16 protein-coding genes are annotated in these 15,516 nt (G+C 39.7%); 13 read left to right on the top strand and 3 right to left on the bottom strand.

The features are described 5' to 3' along the window. Nucleotides 1-266: 266 nt before the first annotated feature. A complete protein-coding gene (gene tnpB / locus ACFSUL_RS17305; RefSeq protein WP_377937152.1) occupies nucleotides 267-1,439 on the top strand; it encodes an IS200/IS605 family element RNA-guided endonuclease TnpB in 1,173 nt (390 codons plus the stop codon). Between the two features lie 68 nt (nucleotides 1,440-1,507). Here the strand turns inward: tnpB and ACFSUL_RS17300 are convergent, their stop codons facing one another. From ACFSUL_RS17300 to ACFSUL_RS17290, 3 genes are read right to left on the bottom strand one after another with little or no spacing between them, the layout of a single operon-like run. Continuing rightward, nucleotides 1,508-2,242, bottom strand: coding sequence for a glucose 1-dehydrogenase (locus ACFSUL_RS17300; RefSeq protein WP_377937151.1), 735 nt, complete (start codon nucleotides 2,240-2,242; stop codon nucleotides 1,508-1,510). Between the two features lie 31 nt (nucleotides 2,243-2,273). Continuing rightward, nucleotides 2,274-2,708 carry a MarR family winged helix-turn-helix transcriptional regulator gene (locus ACFSUL_RS17295; RefSeq protein ID WP_377937150.1) on the bottom strand — a complete coding sequence of 145 codons (435 nt, stop codon included), beginning with the start codon at nucleotides 2,706-2,708 and terminating at the stop codon, nucleotides 2,274-2,276. Between the two features lie 23 nt (nucleotides 2,709-2,731). Beyond that, nucleotides 2,732-3,487, bottom strand: a complete 756-nt coding sequence (locus ACFSUL_RS17290; RefSeq protein WP_377937149.1) for an SDR family NAD(P)-dependent oxidoreductase — start codon at nucleotides 3,485-3,487, stop codon at nucleotides 2,732-2,734. A gap of 401 nt (nucleotides 3,488-3,888) precedes the next feature. Between ACFSUL_RS17290 and ACFSUL_RS17285 the strand changes: the two genes are divergently transcribed. From ACFSUL_RS17285 to ACFSUL_RS17230, 12 genes are all read left to right on the top strand, one after another. Then, entirely contained in the window at nucleotides 3,889-4,230 is a 342-nt protein-coding gene (locus tag ACFSUL_RS17285; protein WP_377937148.1) for a hypothetical protein, read from the top strand. 561 nt (nucleotides 4,231-4,791) lie between these two features. Then, nucleotides 4,792-5,559: a 3-hydroxyacyl-CoA dehydrogenase gene (locus ACFSUL_RS17280; protein WP_377937147.1), complete on the top strand. Its 768-nt coding sequence runs from the start codon at nucleotides 4,792-4,794 to the stop codon at nucleotides 5,557-5,559. Between the two features lie 32 nt (nucleotides 5,560-5,591). Then, nucleotides 5,592-6,740 (top strand): acyl-CoA dehydrogenase family protein, encoded by a 1,149-nt coding sequence (locus ACFSUL_RS17275; RefSeq protein ID WP_377937146.1) that lies wholly within the window; start codon nucleotides 5,592-5,594, stop codon nucleotides 6,738-6,740. Nucleotides 6,741-6,811: 71 nt separating this feature from the next. Continuing rightward, nucleotides 6,812-7,963 carry a thiolase family protein gene (locus tag ACFSUL_RS17270; RefSeq protein ID WP_377937145.1) on the top strand — a complete coding sequence of 384 codons (1,152 nt, stop codon included), beginning with the start codon at nucleotides 6,812-6,814 and terminating at the stop codon, nucleotides 7,961-7,963. A gap of 88 nt (nucleotides 7,964-8,051) precedes the next feature. Further along, nucleotides 8,052-9,215 (top strand): CaiB/BaiF CoA transferase family protein, encoded by a 1,164-nt coding sequence (locus ACFSUL_RS17265; protein WP_377937144.1) that lies wholly within the window; start codon nucleotides 8,052-8,054, stop codon nucleotides 9,213-9,215. 71 nt (nucleotides 9,216-9,286) lie between these two features. Then, nucleotides 9,287-10,066: an enoyl-CoA hydratase/isomerase family protein gene (locus ACFSUL_RS17260; RefSeq protein ID WP_377937143.1), complete on the top strand. Its 780-nt coding sequence runs from the start codon at nucleotides 9,287-9,289 to the stop codon at nucleotides 10,064-10,066. Nucleotides 10,067-10,286: 220 nt separating this feature from the next. Further along, entirely contained in the window at nucleotides 10,287-11,222 is a 936-nt protein-coding gene (locus ACFSUL_RS17255; protein WP_377937142.1) for an aldo/keto reductase, read from the top strand. Nucleotides 11,223-11,367: 145 nt separating this feature from the next. Next, a complete protein-coding gene (locus ACFSUL_RS17250) occupies nucleotides 11,368-12,348 on the top strand; it encodes an aldo/keto reductase (RefSeq protein WP_377937754.1) in 981 nt (326 codons plus the stop codon). A 455-nt stretch (nucleotides 12,349-12,803) separates the two neighbouring features. Further along, nucleotides 12,804-13,190, top strand: a complete 387-nt coding sequence (locus ACFSUL_RS17245) for a hypothetical protein (protein ID WP_377937141.1) — start codon at nucleotides 12,804-12,806, stop codon at nucleotides 13,188-13,190. A gap of 136 nt (nucleotides 13,191-13,326) precedes the next feature. Further along, on the top strand, nucleotides 13,327-13,959 hold the full coding sequence (locus tag ACFSUL_RS17240; protein ID WP_377937140.1) for an O-methyltransferase: 633 nt from the start codon (nucleotides 13,327-13,329) through the stop codon (nucleotides 13,957-13,959). Nucleotides 13,960-14,129: 170 nt separating this feature from the next. Beyond that, nucleotides 14,130-14,906 carry an NUDIX domain-containing protein gene (locus ACFSUL_RS17235; protein WP_377937139.1) on the top strand — a complete coding sequence of 259 codons (777 nt, stop codon included), beginning with the start codon at nucleotides 14,130-14,132 and terminating at the stop codon, nucleotides 14,904-14,906. Between the two features lie 59 nt (nucleotides 14,907-14,965). Beyond that, nucleotides 14,966-15,514, top strand: coding sequence for a cysteine hydrolase family protein (locus ACFSUL_RS17230; RefSeq protein WP_377937138.1), 549 nt, complete (start codon nucleotides 14,966-14,968; stop codon nucleotides 15,512-15,514). Nucleotides 15,515-15,516 lie beyond the last annotated feature (2 nt).

Here is a 15,516-nt window from a genome sequence, read left to right as displayed (position 1 = left end):
CATATTAAAGTAATCTAAACGTAGATAAGAAAGGGACCGGGATAAGGAACAACCTATACCTCTCTGTCCTATTGCTAAAATAAACTGGGGATACCCTTTAAAAGAGGTGTTATTTTTATCATTTCCCGAAAGAAGACTCCCTCTTCAAGCGCGAGATGGGATGTATCCCAGCGGTAAGGGGGAGATGAATTTCGGTTGGCGATAGCCAAAATATTCCTCACTATGGTATAACGGGAACAAACGTTCCTTCTGGTGAGGTGAAAATCATGCAAGTCAAAAAAGCCTTTACGTTTCGCATCTTCTCGAATAGAAAGCAAGTTGATTTAATCAATAAAACGATTGGCTGTTCGAGATTCGTCTACAACTTCTTTCACGGTAAACAGAAAGAGAAGAATGCTTATTGGTACATCGTGGAGGAAATGAAGCAAAAGGGACAACTCCCAACCAACGAATGGAAAGGTTCCTTTTTCAATAAATATGAAACGGTAAAGGCAGTTCGTCAACTGAAAGAACATTATCCTTTTCTAAAAGAGGTAGACAGTATTTCGCTTCAAAAATCGGTTGAAAACCTAGCCGATTCTTACCAGCGCTATTACAAAAAACAAACGAAAGCACCTCGCTTTAAAAGCAAAAAGAATAAAGTGCAATCGTACACGACAAAACAAACGAATGGAAATATCGCTGTATTTGATAAGCACATCCAGTTACCGAAACTTGGAAAGGTTCGTTTTGCAAAAAGTCGTGATATAACGGGACGGATTATTAATGCGACGATTAGGCGAAACCCTAGCGGGAAATATTTTGTATCCATTTTTGTGGAAACCGAGGTAGAAGAATGGTCCAAGACAAATACAGCTGTCGGTGTTGATCTCGGATTAAAGGATTTTGCGACACTTTCAGATGGAAGGGTATTCCGTAACCCCAAATGGTTCCGCATATTAGAAGAAAAACTAGTAAAAGCACAGCGCATTCTTTCACGACGGAAAACAGGTGGGGGAAATTGGGATAAACAACGAAAAAAAGTCGCTCGTATTCATGAAGCTATCACTAATACGCGGAAAGATTACTTAGACAAAATTTCCACCAATCTCGTCAAAAACCACGACGTGATTGGCTTGGAAGATTTGTACGTAAGTGGCATGTTAAAAAATAACCATCTTTCCAAAGCTATTAGTGAAGTAGCTTGGTCACAGTTCAAACGGATGCTCGAATACAAGGCAGAGTGGTACGGCAAGAAAGTCGTCGTTGCCAAAAACTTTGCCAGTAGTCAGCTCTGTTCGTGTTGTGGGTACAAAAATAAAGACGTTAAAAATCTCGCTTTGCGTGAGTGGACATGCCCTTCTTGTAGAAGTCATCACCAAAGGGATATTAACGCAGGATTGAATCTCCGAAACGAAGCTATTCGTCTCGTAACTGTTGGTGCGACAGGGATCGCCTAATCAATATCTGTTCGATAGAATGGAGTTCTTAGGAATCCCTCACTTCAGGCTTGCTAAGTGGGGGTAGTTCAATGTGCCGTTATTCCTCCATCGACAACGAATTCTGAGCCAGTGCTGTAACTGGATTCATCTGATGCAAGGTATAACACCATGTTGGAAACCTCTTCTGGTTTCGCAACTCTTTTTACTGGTATATACTTAGCAAATTCTTCGATAGCATCTTTTGAATCTTCTTGTTTAATCATTGGTGTTTCGATTACTCCTGGATGAACAGAATTGACACGAATGCCATAATGAGATAAGCCAAGCGCAGCTGCTTTTGTTAGTCCTCTTACCGCAAATTTTGAATCCGTATAGCCAACAGCACCTCCGACAAGTCCGTTAATAGAAGAAATGTTAACAATCGAACCGCTATTTGCTTTTTTCATAGATGGGATTACTGCTTTTATACCAAGGAATACAGATACTTGGTTGATGTCAATGATTCTTCGGTACTCTTCTTCAGATGTTTCTTCAATGGATTTACTCATCGTAATACCAGCATTGTTGACTAATATATTTACAGGTCCAAAAGTCTTCTCTGTTGCGGAAATAACTTCTTCCCAATTTGTTGCTTTGGTTACGTCAAGTTTGAAGAATGTTGCATTTTCTCCAAGTTCTTTTGCTAAAGCTTGTCCTTCCTGCTCAAGAATATCAGCAATGATAACTTTTGCTCCTTCGTTGATGAACAATCGTGCGTGCGTTGCTCCCATTCCGCGTGCTCCTCCAGTAATAATTGCAACTTTATCTGTTAATCTACCCATGTGAAATTCCTCCATTTAAATAGGTTGTTCATTATTCTTTTTTATCTTGAATCGCTTTTACAAGTTTTTCTTGAATTGCTAAGTATTGATTGATTTCTTCTTCGTTTAAGACTTCAAAATGTTGCATAAATAAATCTTTGCCAATTTCCTGTGCTTCTGCTAATGCCTTTTTACCATTAGATGTGATAGTTAAATAGGTTGAGCGACGGTCATATTCATCATCCAATTTTTCTGCTAATCCTAGACTAACAAGTTTTGTCGCAATGTTGGTCATTGCTCCTTTTGTATAGCCAAGAGTACCTGCTAATTCTACCGGTTTTTGAGGTCCTTTTGTTTTTAATTCTGCTAATACCAAAATCGGTGAGATGCCAAGTGGGTAGGGAAATGATTTTGTGAACCTGATGATGTTTTCATTATTTATTTGCTCAATTGCATGAATAAGTTTAAAAATGTCTTTTTGCTTCATAGATTTCTCCATTCGTAAAAAAATTAGTGAAGCATAATAGAGCCGCCATCGACCATGAGTGTTTGACCCGTAATGTATTGTGAATCTTCAGAAGCGAGAAATACCGCAACACTTCCGATATCTTTTTCTACATCACCAAAACGCCCCATTGGAATTTTACTTTTCACTGCTTCATAATACTCCGGTTGTGCTTTTGCCCAAGCTTCTACACCAGGGGAATTAGCGATTGGGCTGATTAGGTTTACATTAATTCCGAACTTTCCCCATTCATTTGCAGCTACCCGTGAAATCCCGCGAATTGCTTCTTTTGCGGCTGCATATGCACCTTGTGTTTCGTGACCATTCAAACCTGCACCTGAGGCAAAATTAATGACGCTCCCTTTTGTTATTTTTAAATATGGCAGTGCAGCTTTCATTAAATAGAAGGTTGGATAAAATCCAGTACCGAAAGATAAATCTAAATCTGCTTGTGTTGTATTTTCAATCGTTGCTTGTTTCGATGCATGTGCATTATTGATTAATACATCAAGTTTGCCGTATCTTTCAGTCACTTTTGTGATAATTTGCCCAAGGTTTTCTCGATCCATTAAATTAGCTTGAAGAAACATAGAGTGTGGAGAAAAGGCCTGTAGTTCTTTCTCCATTTCTTTCCCAGTTTTTTCGTCGATGTCTACAATCGTAACGATGGCGCCCTCTTTTACCATTGCTTTAGCGATACCACTACCAATTCCACCAGCACCGCCAGTAATAATGATGATTTTATCTTGCAGTTTTTTCAAAATCCTCATCCTTTTCGAAAATAGTTTAATGTTAAACTATTTTTAGTTTAGTACTAAACTACTTTTTTTGCTAGTAATTTGCATTAGGAGTTTATTTTTTATGAAAAATTTTAACTATATCTTAAATATAAAGGTGTTGCCGAAGATCTAGCGGGACAAAATCAATAGAGAAAAATCCTACAGAACAGTGATGAAAGGATATTGCCAATAATAATTACGTGTTTAAAAGGGGGAACATATCTATAAAACGAGCGTAAGGAAGATATTGTTAGGGATTAAATAAATGGGGCAGTAGAGCAGTAGCAGAGCACAGATTCCACTAGTTCCTCGTAAAAACTTTGGAATGAGACATCTTCTTGGCACTTATACATAATAGGAAAAAGGGAGAAGGGGGAAGCAAAATGAATTCCAATATGAGGAAAGCTAATTTGCTTGCAGAGAGTCTACAAGGTTTAATTGATTTGGTTAACAGAACGTATCATCATCACACCTATTTTGTACCGAATCAGGATGTATTGTATCGTTTACATGCCCTTGTGGGGGAATTCAGGTTTCAAATTTTAGCGGATGAGTTGTTACGGTTGAATAAGTATAGTTGGGATGAAAAGCAAACAGTAGATATTATCGAAAAATTAGACAAAAAAATAGGAATCATAGATGAGTTTATTAGAAGTAACTACAATGACTTATTCCTCTTTTCTGGAAGGGTACATAGTATTCGGTCGATTCTTGATTCTTTTTAATAAAAGGCTGTCTTCTAAAAGATTGTTGCTTTTAACAGTATGGAAAACGCAGAGTCGATTGGAGAGGAAGGCACTAGACTTCCTCCCCGAGGAGTCTAGTGCCTGCAGCGGAAAGAAACGGTCAACGCTCCATTACTTTTATCCGAAAAACAACCATCTCTACGAAATGAGCCTAATAAAATGAGAGTAAGCCCTTTTGTTTTTAAAATCAATGCAAGAAAATCAAAGGGATGGTTCTTTCACTTCAATGATGCAAGAAAACCATCTCTTTGATTTGAAGTGGAAAAATCCCTCTATTATGCATATAAATTCTTAACAAGAATAAACTTTTAAGGGTGTTTGAATAGCGTACAAGCTATTTTCATAGGTTATTAAAGTAAAAACCTCTATCTCTATTAAAACGTGTTTTCAAAAATATTATTTTAGGTGTCATCAGTTGGGTGGCACGAATGGTATTGGGCTGATGGAAAAGGGTAAAACGGAAATGGCGGAGTCTATCTCGGGTTATTTGTAACGTGTCCTGATTAAAGACTGAAATACAATAATAATGGAGGGGAATACATGAAAGTCGGGAACAGTGTAGCTGTTGTTACTGGTGGGGCTTCAGGTCTAGGAGAAGCTACAGTTAGAAAGATTGTTTCAGAAGGCGGGAAAGCTATTGTTTTGGATCTGGCAGAGGAGAAAGGCCATCATCTCGCAAAGGAACTCGGGGTAGATGTCTACTTTATTAAAACGGATGTTACCGACGAATCGAGCGTGCAGGTCGCGTTGGATGAGGCTGTTGAAACGATTGGAAATGTAAATGTACTCGTCAACTGTGCAGGAATTGGGTCTGCGGAAAAGACTTTTGGTAAAAAAGGTGTGCATGGATTAGCTTCTTTTTCCAAGGTCATTCAGGTTAATTTAATTGGAACATTTAATGTCATCCGTCTTGCTGCTGCAAAAATGGCTGAAAATGAACCGAATGAGAATGGTGAGCGCGGAGTCATTATTAACACTGCGTCTGTTGCTGCATTTGACGGACAAATTGGACAGGCTGCCTATAGTGCATCAAAAGGTGGAATCGCGGGTATGACATTGCCGATTGCAAGGGATCTTTCCTCACTTGGAATCAGGGTGATGACGATTGCTCCTGGGTTATTTGAGACACCATTATTTGCGACTCTTCCGGATAAAGCCCGAAAAGCATTGGGAGAAATGACACCGTTTCCATCAAGGTTAGGTTATCCCGAAGAATACGCACTTTTAGCTGGGAGCATTATGGAAAACCCAATGTTAAACGGTGAAACGATTCGATTGGATGGAGCAATCCGAATGCAACCGAAGTAAGGGCAAAATTTCAATATTTAGGGGGATTCTACATGGAAAGGTCTTTTTTAAAGGAAGAGCATAATATTTTCCGTCGTGCATTGCGAAAGTTTCTTGAAAAGGAAGCAGTTCCTTATTTTGAACAATGGGAAAGAGATCAGCAGGTCCCGAGATCTTTTTGGAAAAAGGCAGGGGATCAAGGCTTCCTTTGTCCATGGGCGGATGAAAAATACGGGGCTATTAATGCCGACTTTGGTTATTCCGTTGTAATTAATGAGGAATTTGAAAGGATTGGCACAGCGATGGTTGGATTTGGTCTCCATAATGATATTGTTATGCCATATATTGAATCCTTTGGCACAGAGACACAGAAGGAACGCTGGTTACCCGGAGCAATAACTGGAGATTTGATATCCGCCATCGCCATGACAGAACCAGGAGCAGGGTCGGATTTGGCTTCCATTAAAACAACCGCTATCAAAGATGGTGATGAGTACATTATAAACGGAGAAAAAACGTTTATTACTAATGGTTATACGGCCGATTTAGTTGTTGTTGTTTGTAAAACAAATCCGCAAGCTGATTCGCCGCATAAAGGAGTGAGCCTGTTTGTTGTTGAGGCGGATACACCAGGGTTTACAAAGGGGAAAAAGCTGGACAAAGTTGGACAACATGCAAATGATACATGTGAACTGATTTTTGAAGATGTTCGTGTCCCTGCTGGTAATTTATTAGGGGAAGAGGGGAAAGGCTTTTATTATTTAATGGATAAGCTGCAGCAAGAACGTTTAATGGTGGGCATTCAGAGTATTGCAGCAACGGAAATCATGTTAGATTTAACGGTTGAATATGTAAAACAACGAAAAGCATTTGGTCGAAGTATCAGTCAGTTTCAAAATACCCAATTTAAACTTGCGGAAATGAATACTGAATTTCAAATTGGCAGGGCGTTTGTCGACCGGTTGATAGAGGATCATGTTTCCGGAAAAGATGTGGTAACAGAAGTTTCGATGGCGAAATGGTGGACGACTGACCTGGCAAAGAAAGTAGCTGGTGAATGTATGCAGCTGCATGGGGGCTACGGGTATATGGAAGAGTATGAGATTGCGAGAAGGTATCGTGATGTAGCAGTTTCATCGATTTATGCGGGTACCAATGAAATTATGAAAGTCATTATTGCGAAGAACATGGGATTAAAATAACAGAGGTGAAGCACGTAGAGTAAATCGGTTGAGATTAAAACGTAAATGGATTAATAGAAAGGATGATAGCCTTGCGAGAAGCGGTAATAGTAGAAGCTGTTAGAACCCCAGTTGGGAGACGCAACGGGGTATTAAGTGGAATTCGTGCGGAGGATTTGGCAGCAAAGCCATTGGAGGAAGTTGTTAAAAGAGCAGGTATTTCACCTGAGTTGGTGGAGGACGTGATATTTGGTTGCGTGTCACAAGTAGGGGAGCAAGCTTTTGATATTGCAAGACAGGCAGCGTTGATTGCGGGTTATCCAATAGAGGTACCTGGGACAACCATTGATCGCCAGTGTGGATCGAGTCAGCAGGCTGTGCACTTTGCTTCTCAGGCAATTATCAGTGGGGATATGGATATTGTCGTTGCCGGCGGAATTGAAAATATGTCACGTGTGCCGATGGGGTCAAACATGCAGGGGGTTAAAATAAGTGAGGCGCTAACGTCTAAATATGAAATCATTAATCAAGGTTTATCTGCGGAACGGATTGCAGCTAAATGGGGATTCAGTCGTGAACAAATGGATGCTTTTTCGCTGGAAAGTCATGTAAAGGCAGTTGCTGCCCGGAATGAAGGACGTTTTGAGAGAGAGATTATGCCACTCGAAGTGACACTTCCAGATGGAACGCAACTAGTAGTGAGAGATGATGAAGGTCCAAGAGAAAATACGAATCTTGAGAAACTCGGGTCTCTTAAACCGGCATTTAAGGAAGATGGAAGCATAACGGCGGGGAATTCCAGTCAAATTAGTGACGGTGCCGTAGCACTTCTGCTGATGTCACGCGAAAAAGCAGAGGAACTAGGGCTTAAGCCAAGGTTCCGTGTAATTGCCCGTTCTGTTGTTGGGTCTGACCCGACCTTAATGTTAACAGGGCCAATTCCTGCTACGAAAAAAGTATTAAAAAAGGCAGGTCTCTTCATTGAAGATATTGATATTTTTGAAGTTAATGAGGCATTTGCTTCTGTACCACTTGCTTGGCTACAGGAAACCGGTGCTGATCCAAAAAAGTTAAATCCCAATGGTGGTGCGATTGCACTTGGACATCCGCTTGGTGCCAGTGGTGGTCGTCTAATGACAACATTGATGTCTGAGCTGGAACGAACTGGAGGACGGTACGGGCTACAAACCATGTGTGAGGGACACGGAATGGCTAATGCAACAATAATTGAGAGATTGGATTAATCGGTTTGGAACATATATTCTGAACGTTGCTTGTGACCATGCGGATTTAATAATGGTGTGGGAGTTTATAGCGGGAAGGAGGATTATTTTGCCTTTAAAGTCCATTCGTGTTCTTGATCTAACCCGTCTGCTACCGGGACCGTACTGTACGATGCTGTTAGCAGACTTTGGGGCAGAGGTTGTAAAAGTGGAAGATCCTAAAATTGGTGACTATGCGAGGCATTATGATCCGAAAGTGGACGAAGACAGTGCAATCTTTCATTCTCTCAATCGAAATAAAAAAAGTGTTTGCCTAGACTTGAAATTACAGAAAGGAAAAATAGACTTCCTGGGAATGGTCGAAAAAGCGGATGTAGTGGTGGAATCCTTTCGTCCAGGTGTCATGAAAAGGCTCGGGATAGATTACGAGAAATTAAAGAGGATAAATCCGGGCCTCGTTTATTGTGCAATAACAGGCTATGGGCAAACCGGTCCATACGCAACGGAACCCGGTCATGATATTAATTATCTTAGTTATGCCGGTTTACTGAACCTAATGGGAGAAAAGGATGGAAAACCGGCTGTTCCTGCTACACAAATAGCTGATATCGGCGGAGGAGCTCTTCCTGCTGCTGTAGGAATTTTACTGGCTTTATTGGAAAGAGAAAAGTCAGGAAAGGGGCAGTTTATCGATATTTCGATGATGGATGGGGTCATTTCGTGGCTGCAAACAGTACTTCCTAACTATCTATCTACAAATCTGTCACCAAAACGAGGTGAGCAAATGCTAGATGGGAGTCGGGCCTGCTATGGGGTTTATGAAACAAAGGATGCCCGCTGGCTCTCTGTAGGGGCGCTTGAACCAAAGTTTTGGAAAATGTTTTGTCATGGGATAGGTAAGAGTGACTTTATTTCGCTTCTTGAAGCGCCATTGCATGAACAACACCGTTTAAAGTATGAGATACAAACGATTATCTATCAAAAAACGTTGTCTGAGTGGTTAGAAGTATTTTCAGAAACAGAAGCATGTGTGTCCCCAGTTCTTACGTTCGAAGAAATGGTGGAAAACCCCCAAGTTATTGCACGTGAGATGATCCAGACTGTCAGTCATTCAACGTTAGGTACGATGAAACAGATTGGGATTCCAATCAAATTATCAGAAACTCCTGGTGAAATTCGTACAGAGGCCCCGAGGCTTGGGGAACATACAGAAAAGTTTCAGAAGACGCTTAAAAACTGTAGTACGAAAGCAAATAAAGGAGTAAATGGCTAAGCAATCACCACCTTACTTCATAGAGCTATTACGTATAAACCTTTTCAATAAACAAAAAAGGAGATGAAAATATGGCTGAACTCATATCTGTAACAAAACATAACGGTGTGGCAACTGTCATCATTAATAACCCGCCTATGAATGTATTAAGCAATCAGGTCGCTGCTGAATTATACAGCACTTTTACGCAATTAAAAGAAGACCAGGCCGTGATTTCTATTATTTTAACTGGGGCTGGTGAGCGTGCTTTTATGGCAGGTGCCGATATTAAGGGATTTCCAGACGGAAGAGAAAAGGCTGAAGAAAACGGCGGTGATATCTCCGTACATGAAGTATTTCGTTTTATAGAGACAATTCCAAAACCAACGATAGCGTTATTAAATGGTTATACGCTCGGCGGGGGACTTGAATTAGCCTTAACCTGTGATATTCGTATTGCAGAAGAGCATGCGAAAGTTGGTTTACCTGAAGTGAAGCTTGGACTACTACCCGGTGCCGGTGGAACGCAACGATTGCCAAGGCTTGTAGGGCCATCAAAAGCCAAAGAGTTGATGTTTACAGGAGATCCGATTTCTGCGGAAGAAGCACTTCGTCTTGGAATCGTCAATCAGGTAGTTTCTAAAGGGGAAGGGATGAAGGTTGCAAATGCTTTGGCACAAAAATTAACCAAGCGTTCCCTTGAAGCAGTAAGCCGCATCAAATATGCAGTGAATAAAGGAGCAGAACTATCTTTTGAGGAAGGACTTAAACTAGAAGAGCAGTTATTTCAGGATGTTTTTCATACAGAAGATGCCAAAGAAGGAATCAGTGCCTTTATTGAAAAACGGCAGCCTGAAATTAAACATCGTTAATGGAGGAAAGATTCAAGTGCGTCTGTCAGACACCTTTAATTAGGTGTCTTCATTATTTTGAAGTAATAGTTACTTTGATGAAATCTAAATTATTTCGGGAATTTGGTAATGTAAGAAATTGATAGTGGTCGAACTATTTTGAATTTTGTATCTACTTTTTTCAATTATCGCTTATATTTTGTTATGATGAACTAGTATATAAAAAGGAGATGATTGGTAAATGTCAAAGCAAACCCGAATTGGAAAAACAGATCTATATGTAAACCCACTTGGTCTAGGAACCAATGCTGTTGGTGGTCATAATCTATTTCCCAACCTTGATGAAGAAGCAGGAAGGGAATTAGTTCAGTCAGGGTTAGAAAATGGAATTAATTTTTTAGACACAGCCTTTATTTACGGTCCGAAACGATCTGAAGAAATAATCGGTGAAATAGTTAAAGAGAGTGGTAATCGTTCGGAGATTGTTATCGCTACAAAAGCTGCCCATAAATTTGTAGGGAAAGAGATTGTCCTTGATAATTCACCGGCTTTTTTACAGCAAGCAGTGGAGGAGAGTTTACAACGGCTTCAAACGGATTACATAGATTTATTTTATATTCATTTTCCTGATGAAGATACACCAAAGGATGAAGCGGTCGGGGCATTAAAACAATTAAAGGATGAAGGAAAGATTCGAGCAATCGGTGTATCTAACTTCTCTTTTGAGCAGTTAAAAGAAGCCAATAAAGACGGATATGTTGATGTTTTTCAAGGAGAGTATAACTTATTAAGCAGAGGTGCCGAGGAGGAATTGTTCCCATATACAATGGAACATCATATTTCATTTGTTCCTTTCTATCCGCTTGCCTCAGGGTTATTAACAGGTAAATATAATGAAAACTCCGAGCTAAGTGAGAAGAACCGAAAAAGACCGCAATTTCACGGAGAAGTTTTTCAACAAAACTTAGAAAAGATAGAGAAGGTTCGTAAAATTGCCATCGCAAAAGGTGCAGAAGTTGCACACGTCGTTCTTGCCTGGTATTTAACACGTGATGCCATCGATGTAATCATCCCTGGAGCAAAGCGGGCAGACCAAGTACTTCATAATTTAAAAACTTTAGACATTCAATTAACAGCTGAAGAAATTCAAGTGATTGATCAGATTTTCCAAAAATAATAAATGACGGATAGTATTCAGAAAATAATAGAATGCCCTCCAGGATAGAGGGGGAGAAACTGGAGCGAGATACTAAGGATTCATAAAGCTTATGCTTAATATTTACTGGAAAAAGAAAAGTCTGATAGAAAGAAGGTTTGTGAAAATGGATTATGTAAAACTAGGCAATACAGGAATGGATGTATCTCGCCTTTGTCTTGGCTGTATGAGCTTTGGTGTTCCAGAGCGAGGGAGTCACCGTTGGGTACTAAACGAAGAAGAGAGCCGCCCTATGATCAAAAAGGCGCTTGAACTTGGAATTAACTTCTTTGATACCGCTAATGTCTACTCTGATGGGACAAGTGAAGAGATTGTCGGACGGGCGTTGAAGGAGTATTCAAAAAGGGATGAAATTGCCATTGCGACAAAGGTTCACGGTCGTATGCATCAAGGTCCTAATGGGGCTGGGCTCTCCCGAAAGGCAATCATGAGTGAAATCGATAATAGCCTTAAGCGACTAGGGACTGATTATGTCGATCTCTATCAAATCCATCGTTGGGATAATCACACACCAATTGAAGAGACGATGGAAGCCTTGCATGATGTTGTAAAGGCGGGGAAGGCAAGATACATCGGTGCTTCTTCGATGTATGCCTGGCAATTTCTTAAAGCATTGCATATTGCTGACAAAAATGGCTGGACTCGATTCGTATCCATGCAGAACCACTTAAACCTTTTGTATCGTGAAGAGGAACGTGAGATGCTTCCTCTCTGCAAGGAGGAAAAGATTGGCGTTATCCCTTGGAGTCCTCTAGCAAGAGGACGGCTGACTCGTGACTGGGTGGAAACCACGGAGCGCTCAGAAACGGATGAATTCGGAAAATCCCTTTATGCTGCAACAGCTGAATCAGATCGAGTAGTGGTTGAGAGGGTAGCAGTATTGGCAGAAAAACGTGGTGTTTCCCGAGCTCAAATCGCACTTGCCTGGGTGCTGCAAAAGGAACCAGTTACTGCACCAATCATTGGAGCGACTAAAATGTCCCATCTGGAAGATGCAGTGGCTGCGCTTGAGGTTAGGTTAACTCCTAAGGAAATTTCAATGTTGGAAGAAGCCTATGTGCCACACCCAGTGCTTGGTTTTAAATAAGGTATCTGGCGGTTAATCTATGTATGTTCCGCTGTATCATCTGAACAAATTACATTCGATATAAAATATATTTACACTTACCAACGTTGATAAATTAACGTTGGTAGGTGTTTTTTGTTTTAAGAGGAAAGGTGAAATAGTGAGCTTCCTTCGGGCAATAGTACACTCAATGGAAGTTTCATTGATTCCTCTTTTTATGCCATATTAAGAGGAAGTAAAATCCACTGATTGAAGTTTCACTTTATTAAAATTTCTGCTTCTATAGCGAATCCTTGGTTGGAAGCTAACAAGTTACTTGGAAGCTATTTACAATACAGATGTAATCAGGATTAGTACACTTATTTCTTCATTTAAGAAACGCTTAAGAATTAGTTTAGATTCCAATAAGAAATGGTCTGTATAGTACAGATATAAGCTTTTTGGCACTAATAATTTTTCTTAGGAGATGAAGAAATTTGAAAAAATTAAACTGGAAATTAATTATCATCCTAGTTGTTTTTGCTTTAGTAAGACCAGTTATGAGTATGTTAGGTATTTCCGAAGCTATTGGAAAGCCGGTTGCGAGTATAGGTGCAACGATTATTATATCGTTTGTTTGGATTATCGCAGTAGTTAGAGCGCGGGAGTCACAGCCTGTGTTAACGTTGATGTTGGTTGGGATTGGTTATGCAGTACTAGCCATTATTATCAGTGGAATCTTTTCACCAATCCTACTCGGGCAACTACAAGGCCCGTTAACGAATATGTTTGCATTCGTTAGTGTGTTTGTTACAAATGCTATCTGGGGACTGATTGCAGGTGTGATCGCAAGTGTGTTTGTAAAAGGTGAGACAACGAAATAATCAGTGGCTATTCATATACGAATAGGCAAAGGGGATGGTTTTCCTGCTTTTATGAAGCAAGAAAACCGGCACTTTGCTTTTTTTGTGTTATTATTAATTTGAAATTTCAATTAATTTAGCAGTAGGAGGAAAAGCTATGAATCTACAAGAATATATTAATTCCCTGTTTGTTAAAGAAGATTCAATATTAGAAGCTGTTATAGAGAGTATTGATGCTAATGGCATGAGAAATATATCGGTCTCCCCAGAAATCGGAAACATTCTCACCCTATTAGTGAAAACCTCCGGAGCCAAGCAAATACTCGAAATTGGAGCGTTAGGGGGATATAGCGGAATCTGTCTTGCTCGAGGTTTGCCAAAAGAGGGACATTTGACTTCTCTAGAGTTAGAGCGAGAATATGCTGACTTAGCACATGAAAATTTAGAAAAAGCTGGTTTTGGGGATCAGGTAACTTATTATACCGGAGAAGCATTAAAGAGCTTAGAACAACTTAAAAAAGAACAAAAAAGGTTCGATTTTATTTTTATCGATGCGGACAAGGGAAACTACCCGAACTATTTGGAATATTCATTGCAACTCGCCAATCCCGGTGCATTAATCGTTGGAGATAATGTTTTACAACGTGGACGGGTATTCGACGTCTCTCATGTTGATTCCCGTACAGAATCCATACGTGCTTTCAATCAGCGTATGGCAAGTGATCCGAATGTAGAATCTATGATGTTACCGATTGGAGATGGACTATTGGTTGGTCGTGTTAAGGAATAATGTAAACAAAGGGATGTTTTTTCTGCTTCAATGAAGCAAGAGAACCGTCCCTTCTGAAAATAGGCGCAATAATAGTCAAAAGTACTGTATATTTTTTCATTTAATGGAGTATAATATAATTAACAATTAACATTTTGTTAATTAAAAAATAATTGTAAGGAGAAAACACAATGTCCAATCATGAAGCATTAAAACAATACAATCTAAACCAGTTTCGCACACCTGATGGGTATACTTCCGATATTGCTGTTTTCACCATTGTTTCGGAAAAGGTTAAGGAATACAAGCCACCAAATATGACATTGAAACTCATGCTCATTAAACGGTCGATGCAAAATGCAGAGGGGAAAGTCAATATCGATGCTGGTAAGTGGGCTTTACCTGGAGGTTTTGTTCAAGACGATGAAACAGCGCTTGAAGCAGCTAAACGTGAACTTGAAGAAGAGACAGGTGTTAGCGGCATACACATTAAACATTTTGGTGTGTATGACAAACCAGGAAGGGATCCACGAGGATGGATTATCTCCAATGGACACTATGCAATAGTGCCCGAACGTTCTTTATCAAATAGAAAGGCAAATGATGATGCTGTGGAGGTAGAGTTGTTTTCATTAGAAGAGGCCCTCGCATTAAATTTAGCTTTTGATCACCATGACATCATAATAGACGCCATTAAAATGATTACGAATGATTTACTTCAAACAACTGTAGCAAAAAAGTTTTTACCAAAGCATTTCACGTATTCAGAACTCCAATCTGTTCTTTTGACCGTTACAAGTGATGCTGCTATTGCAAGTGATCAGGCGTTTGCTAGAAAAATAAAAACACTTCCCTTCATCAGGCTTGTAGAGGGGAAAAAGACGCAAAGAACATCTAAAACGCCTACCCAATTATATGAATTTATTGAAATGGATGTAGTAAAACCAATATATACAGCGAGATATTAATTTTTTTGCGATTTATAATTAACAATTACTTAATAGTTAAGTAAAAGGAGGAGTTATGAATGAAAAAGGCATTACTTAATATCGATTATACGAATGATTTTGTAGCAACGGATGGTAAGTTAACTTGTGGGGCTCCAGGTCAGGAAATTGAAAAGGAAATTGTTCGAGTCACAAAGGAGTTTATGGCAAACAATAATTATGTTGTTTTTGCTATTGATCTTCATAAAGAAGGAGACAGCCTTCATCCAGAGACTAAATTATTCCCACCGCATAATATTGAAGGAACGGAGGGAAGGAAGTTGTACGGGGAGTTGCAAAGAATAGTAAACATGCATGAAAATAACCCAAATATCTATTGGATGGATAAAACAAGGTATTCCGCATTTGCTGGAACAGATCTTGAAATCAAATTACGGGAACGTGCGATAACAGAAGTGCACCTTGTAGGAGTCTGTACAGATATTTGTGTTCTGCATACAGCTGTAGATGCTTACAACAAGGGTTTTAAAGTGGTTGTTTATAAAGATGCTGTAGCAAGTTTTAATCAAACAGGACATGAATGGGCCTTACAACATTTTCAAGACTCTATTGGAGCAGAAGTTATTTGACG

Source organism: Bacillus seohaeanensis, from assembly GCF_042684945.1.
GTDB classification, from domain to species: Bacteria; Bacillota; Bacilli; order Bacillales; family Bacillaceae_B; genus Rossellomorea; species Rossellomorea seohaeanensis.
This window is presented reverse-complemented; position numbering and strand designations above follow the sequence as displayed.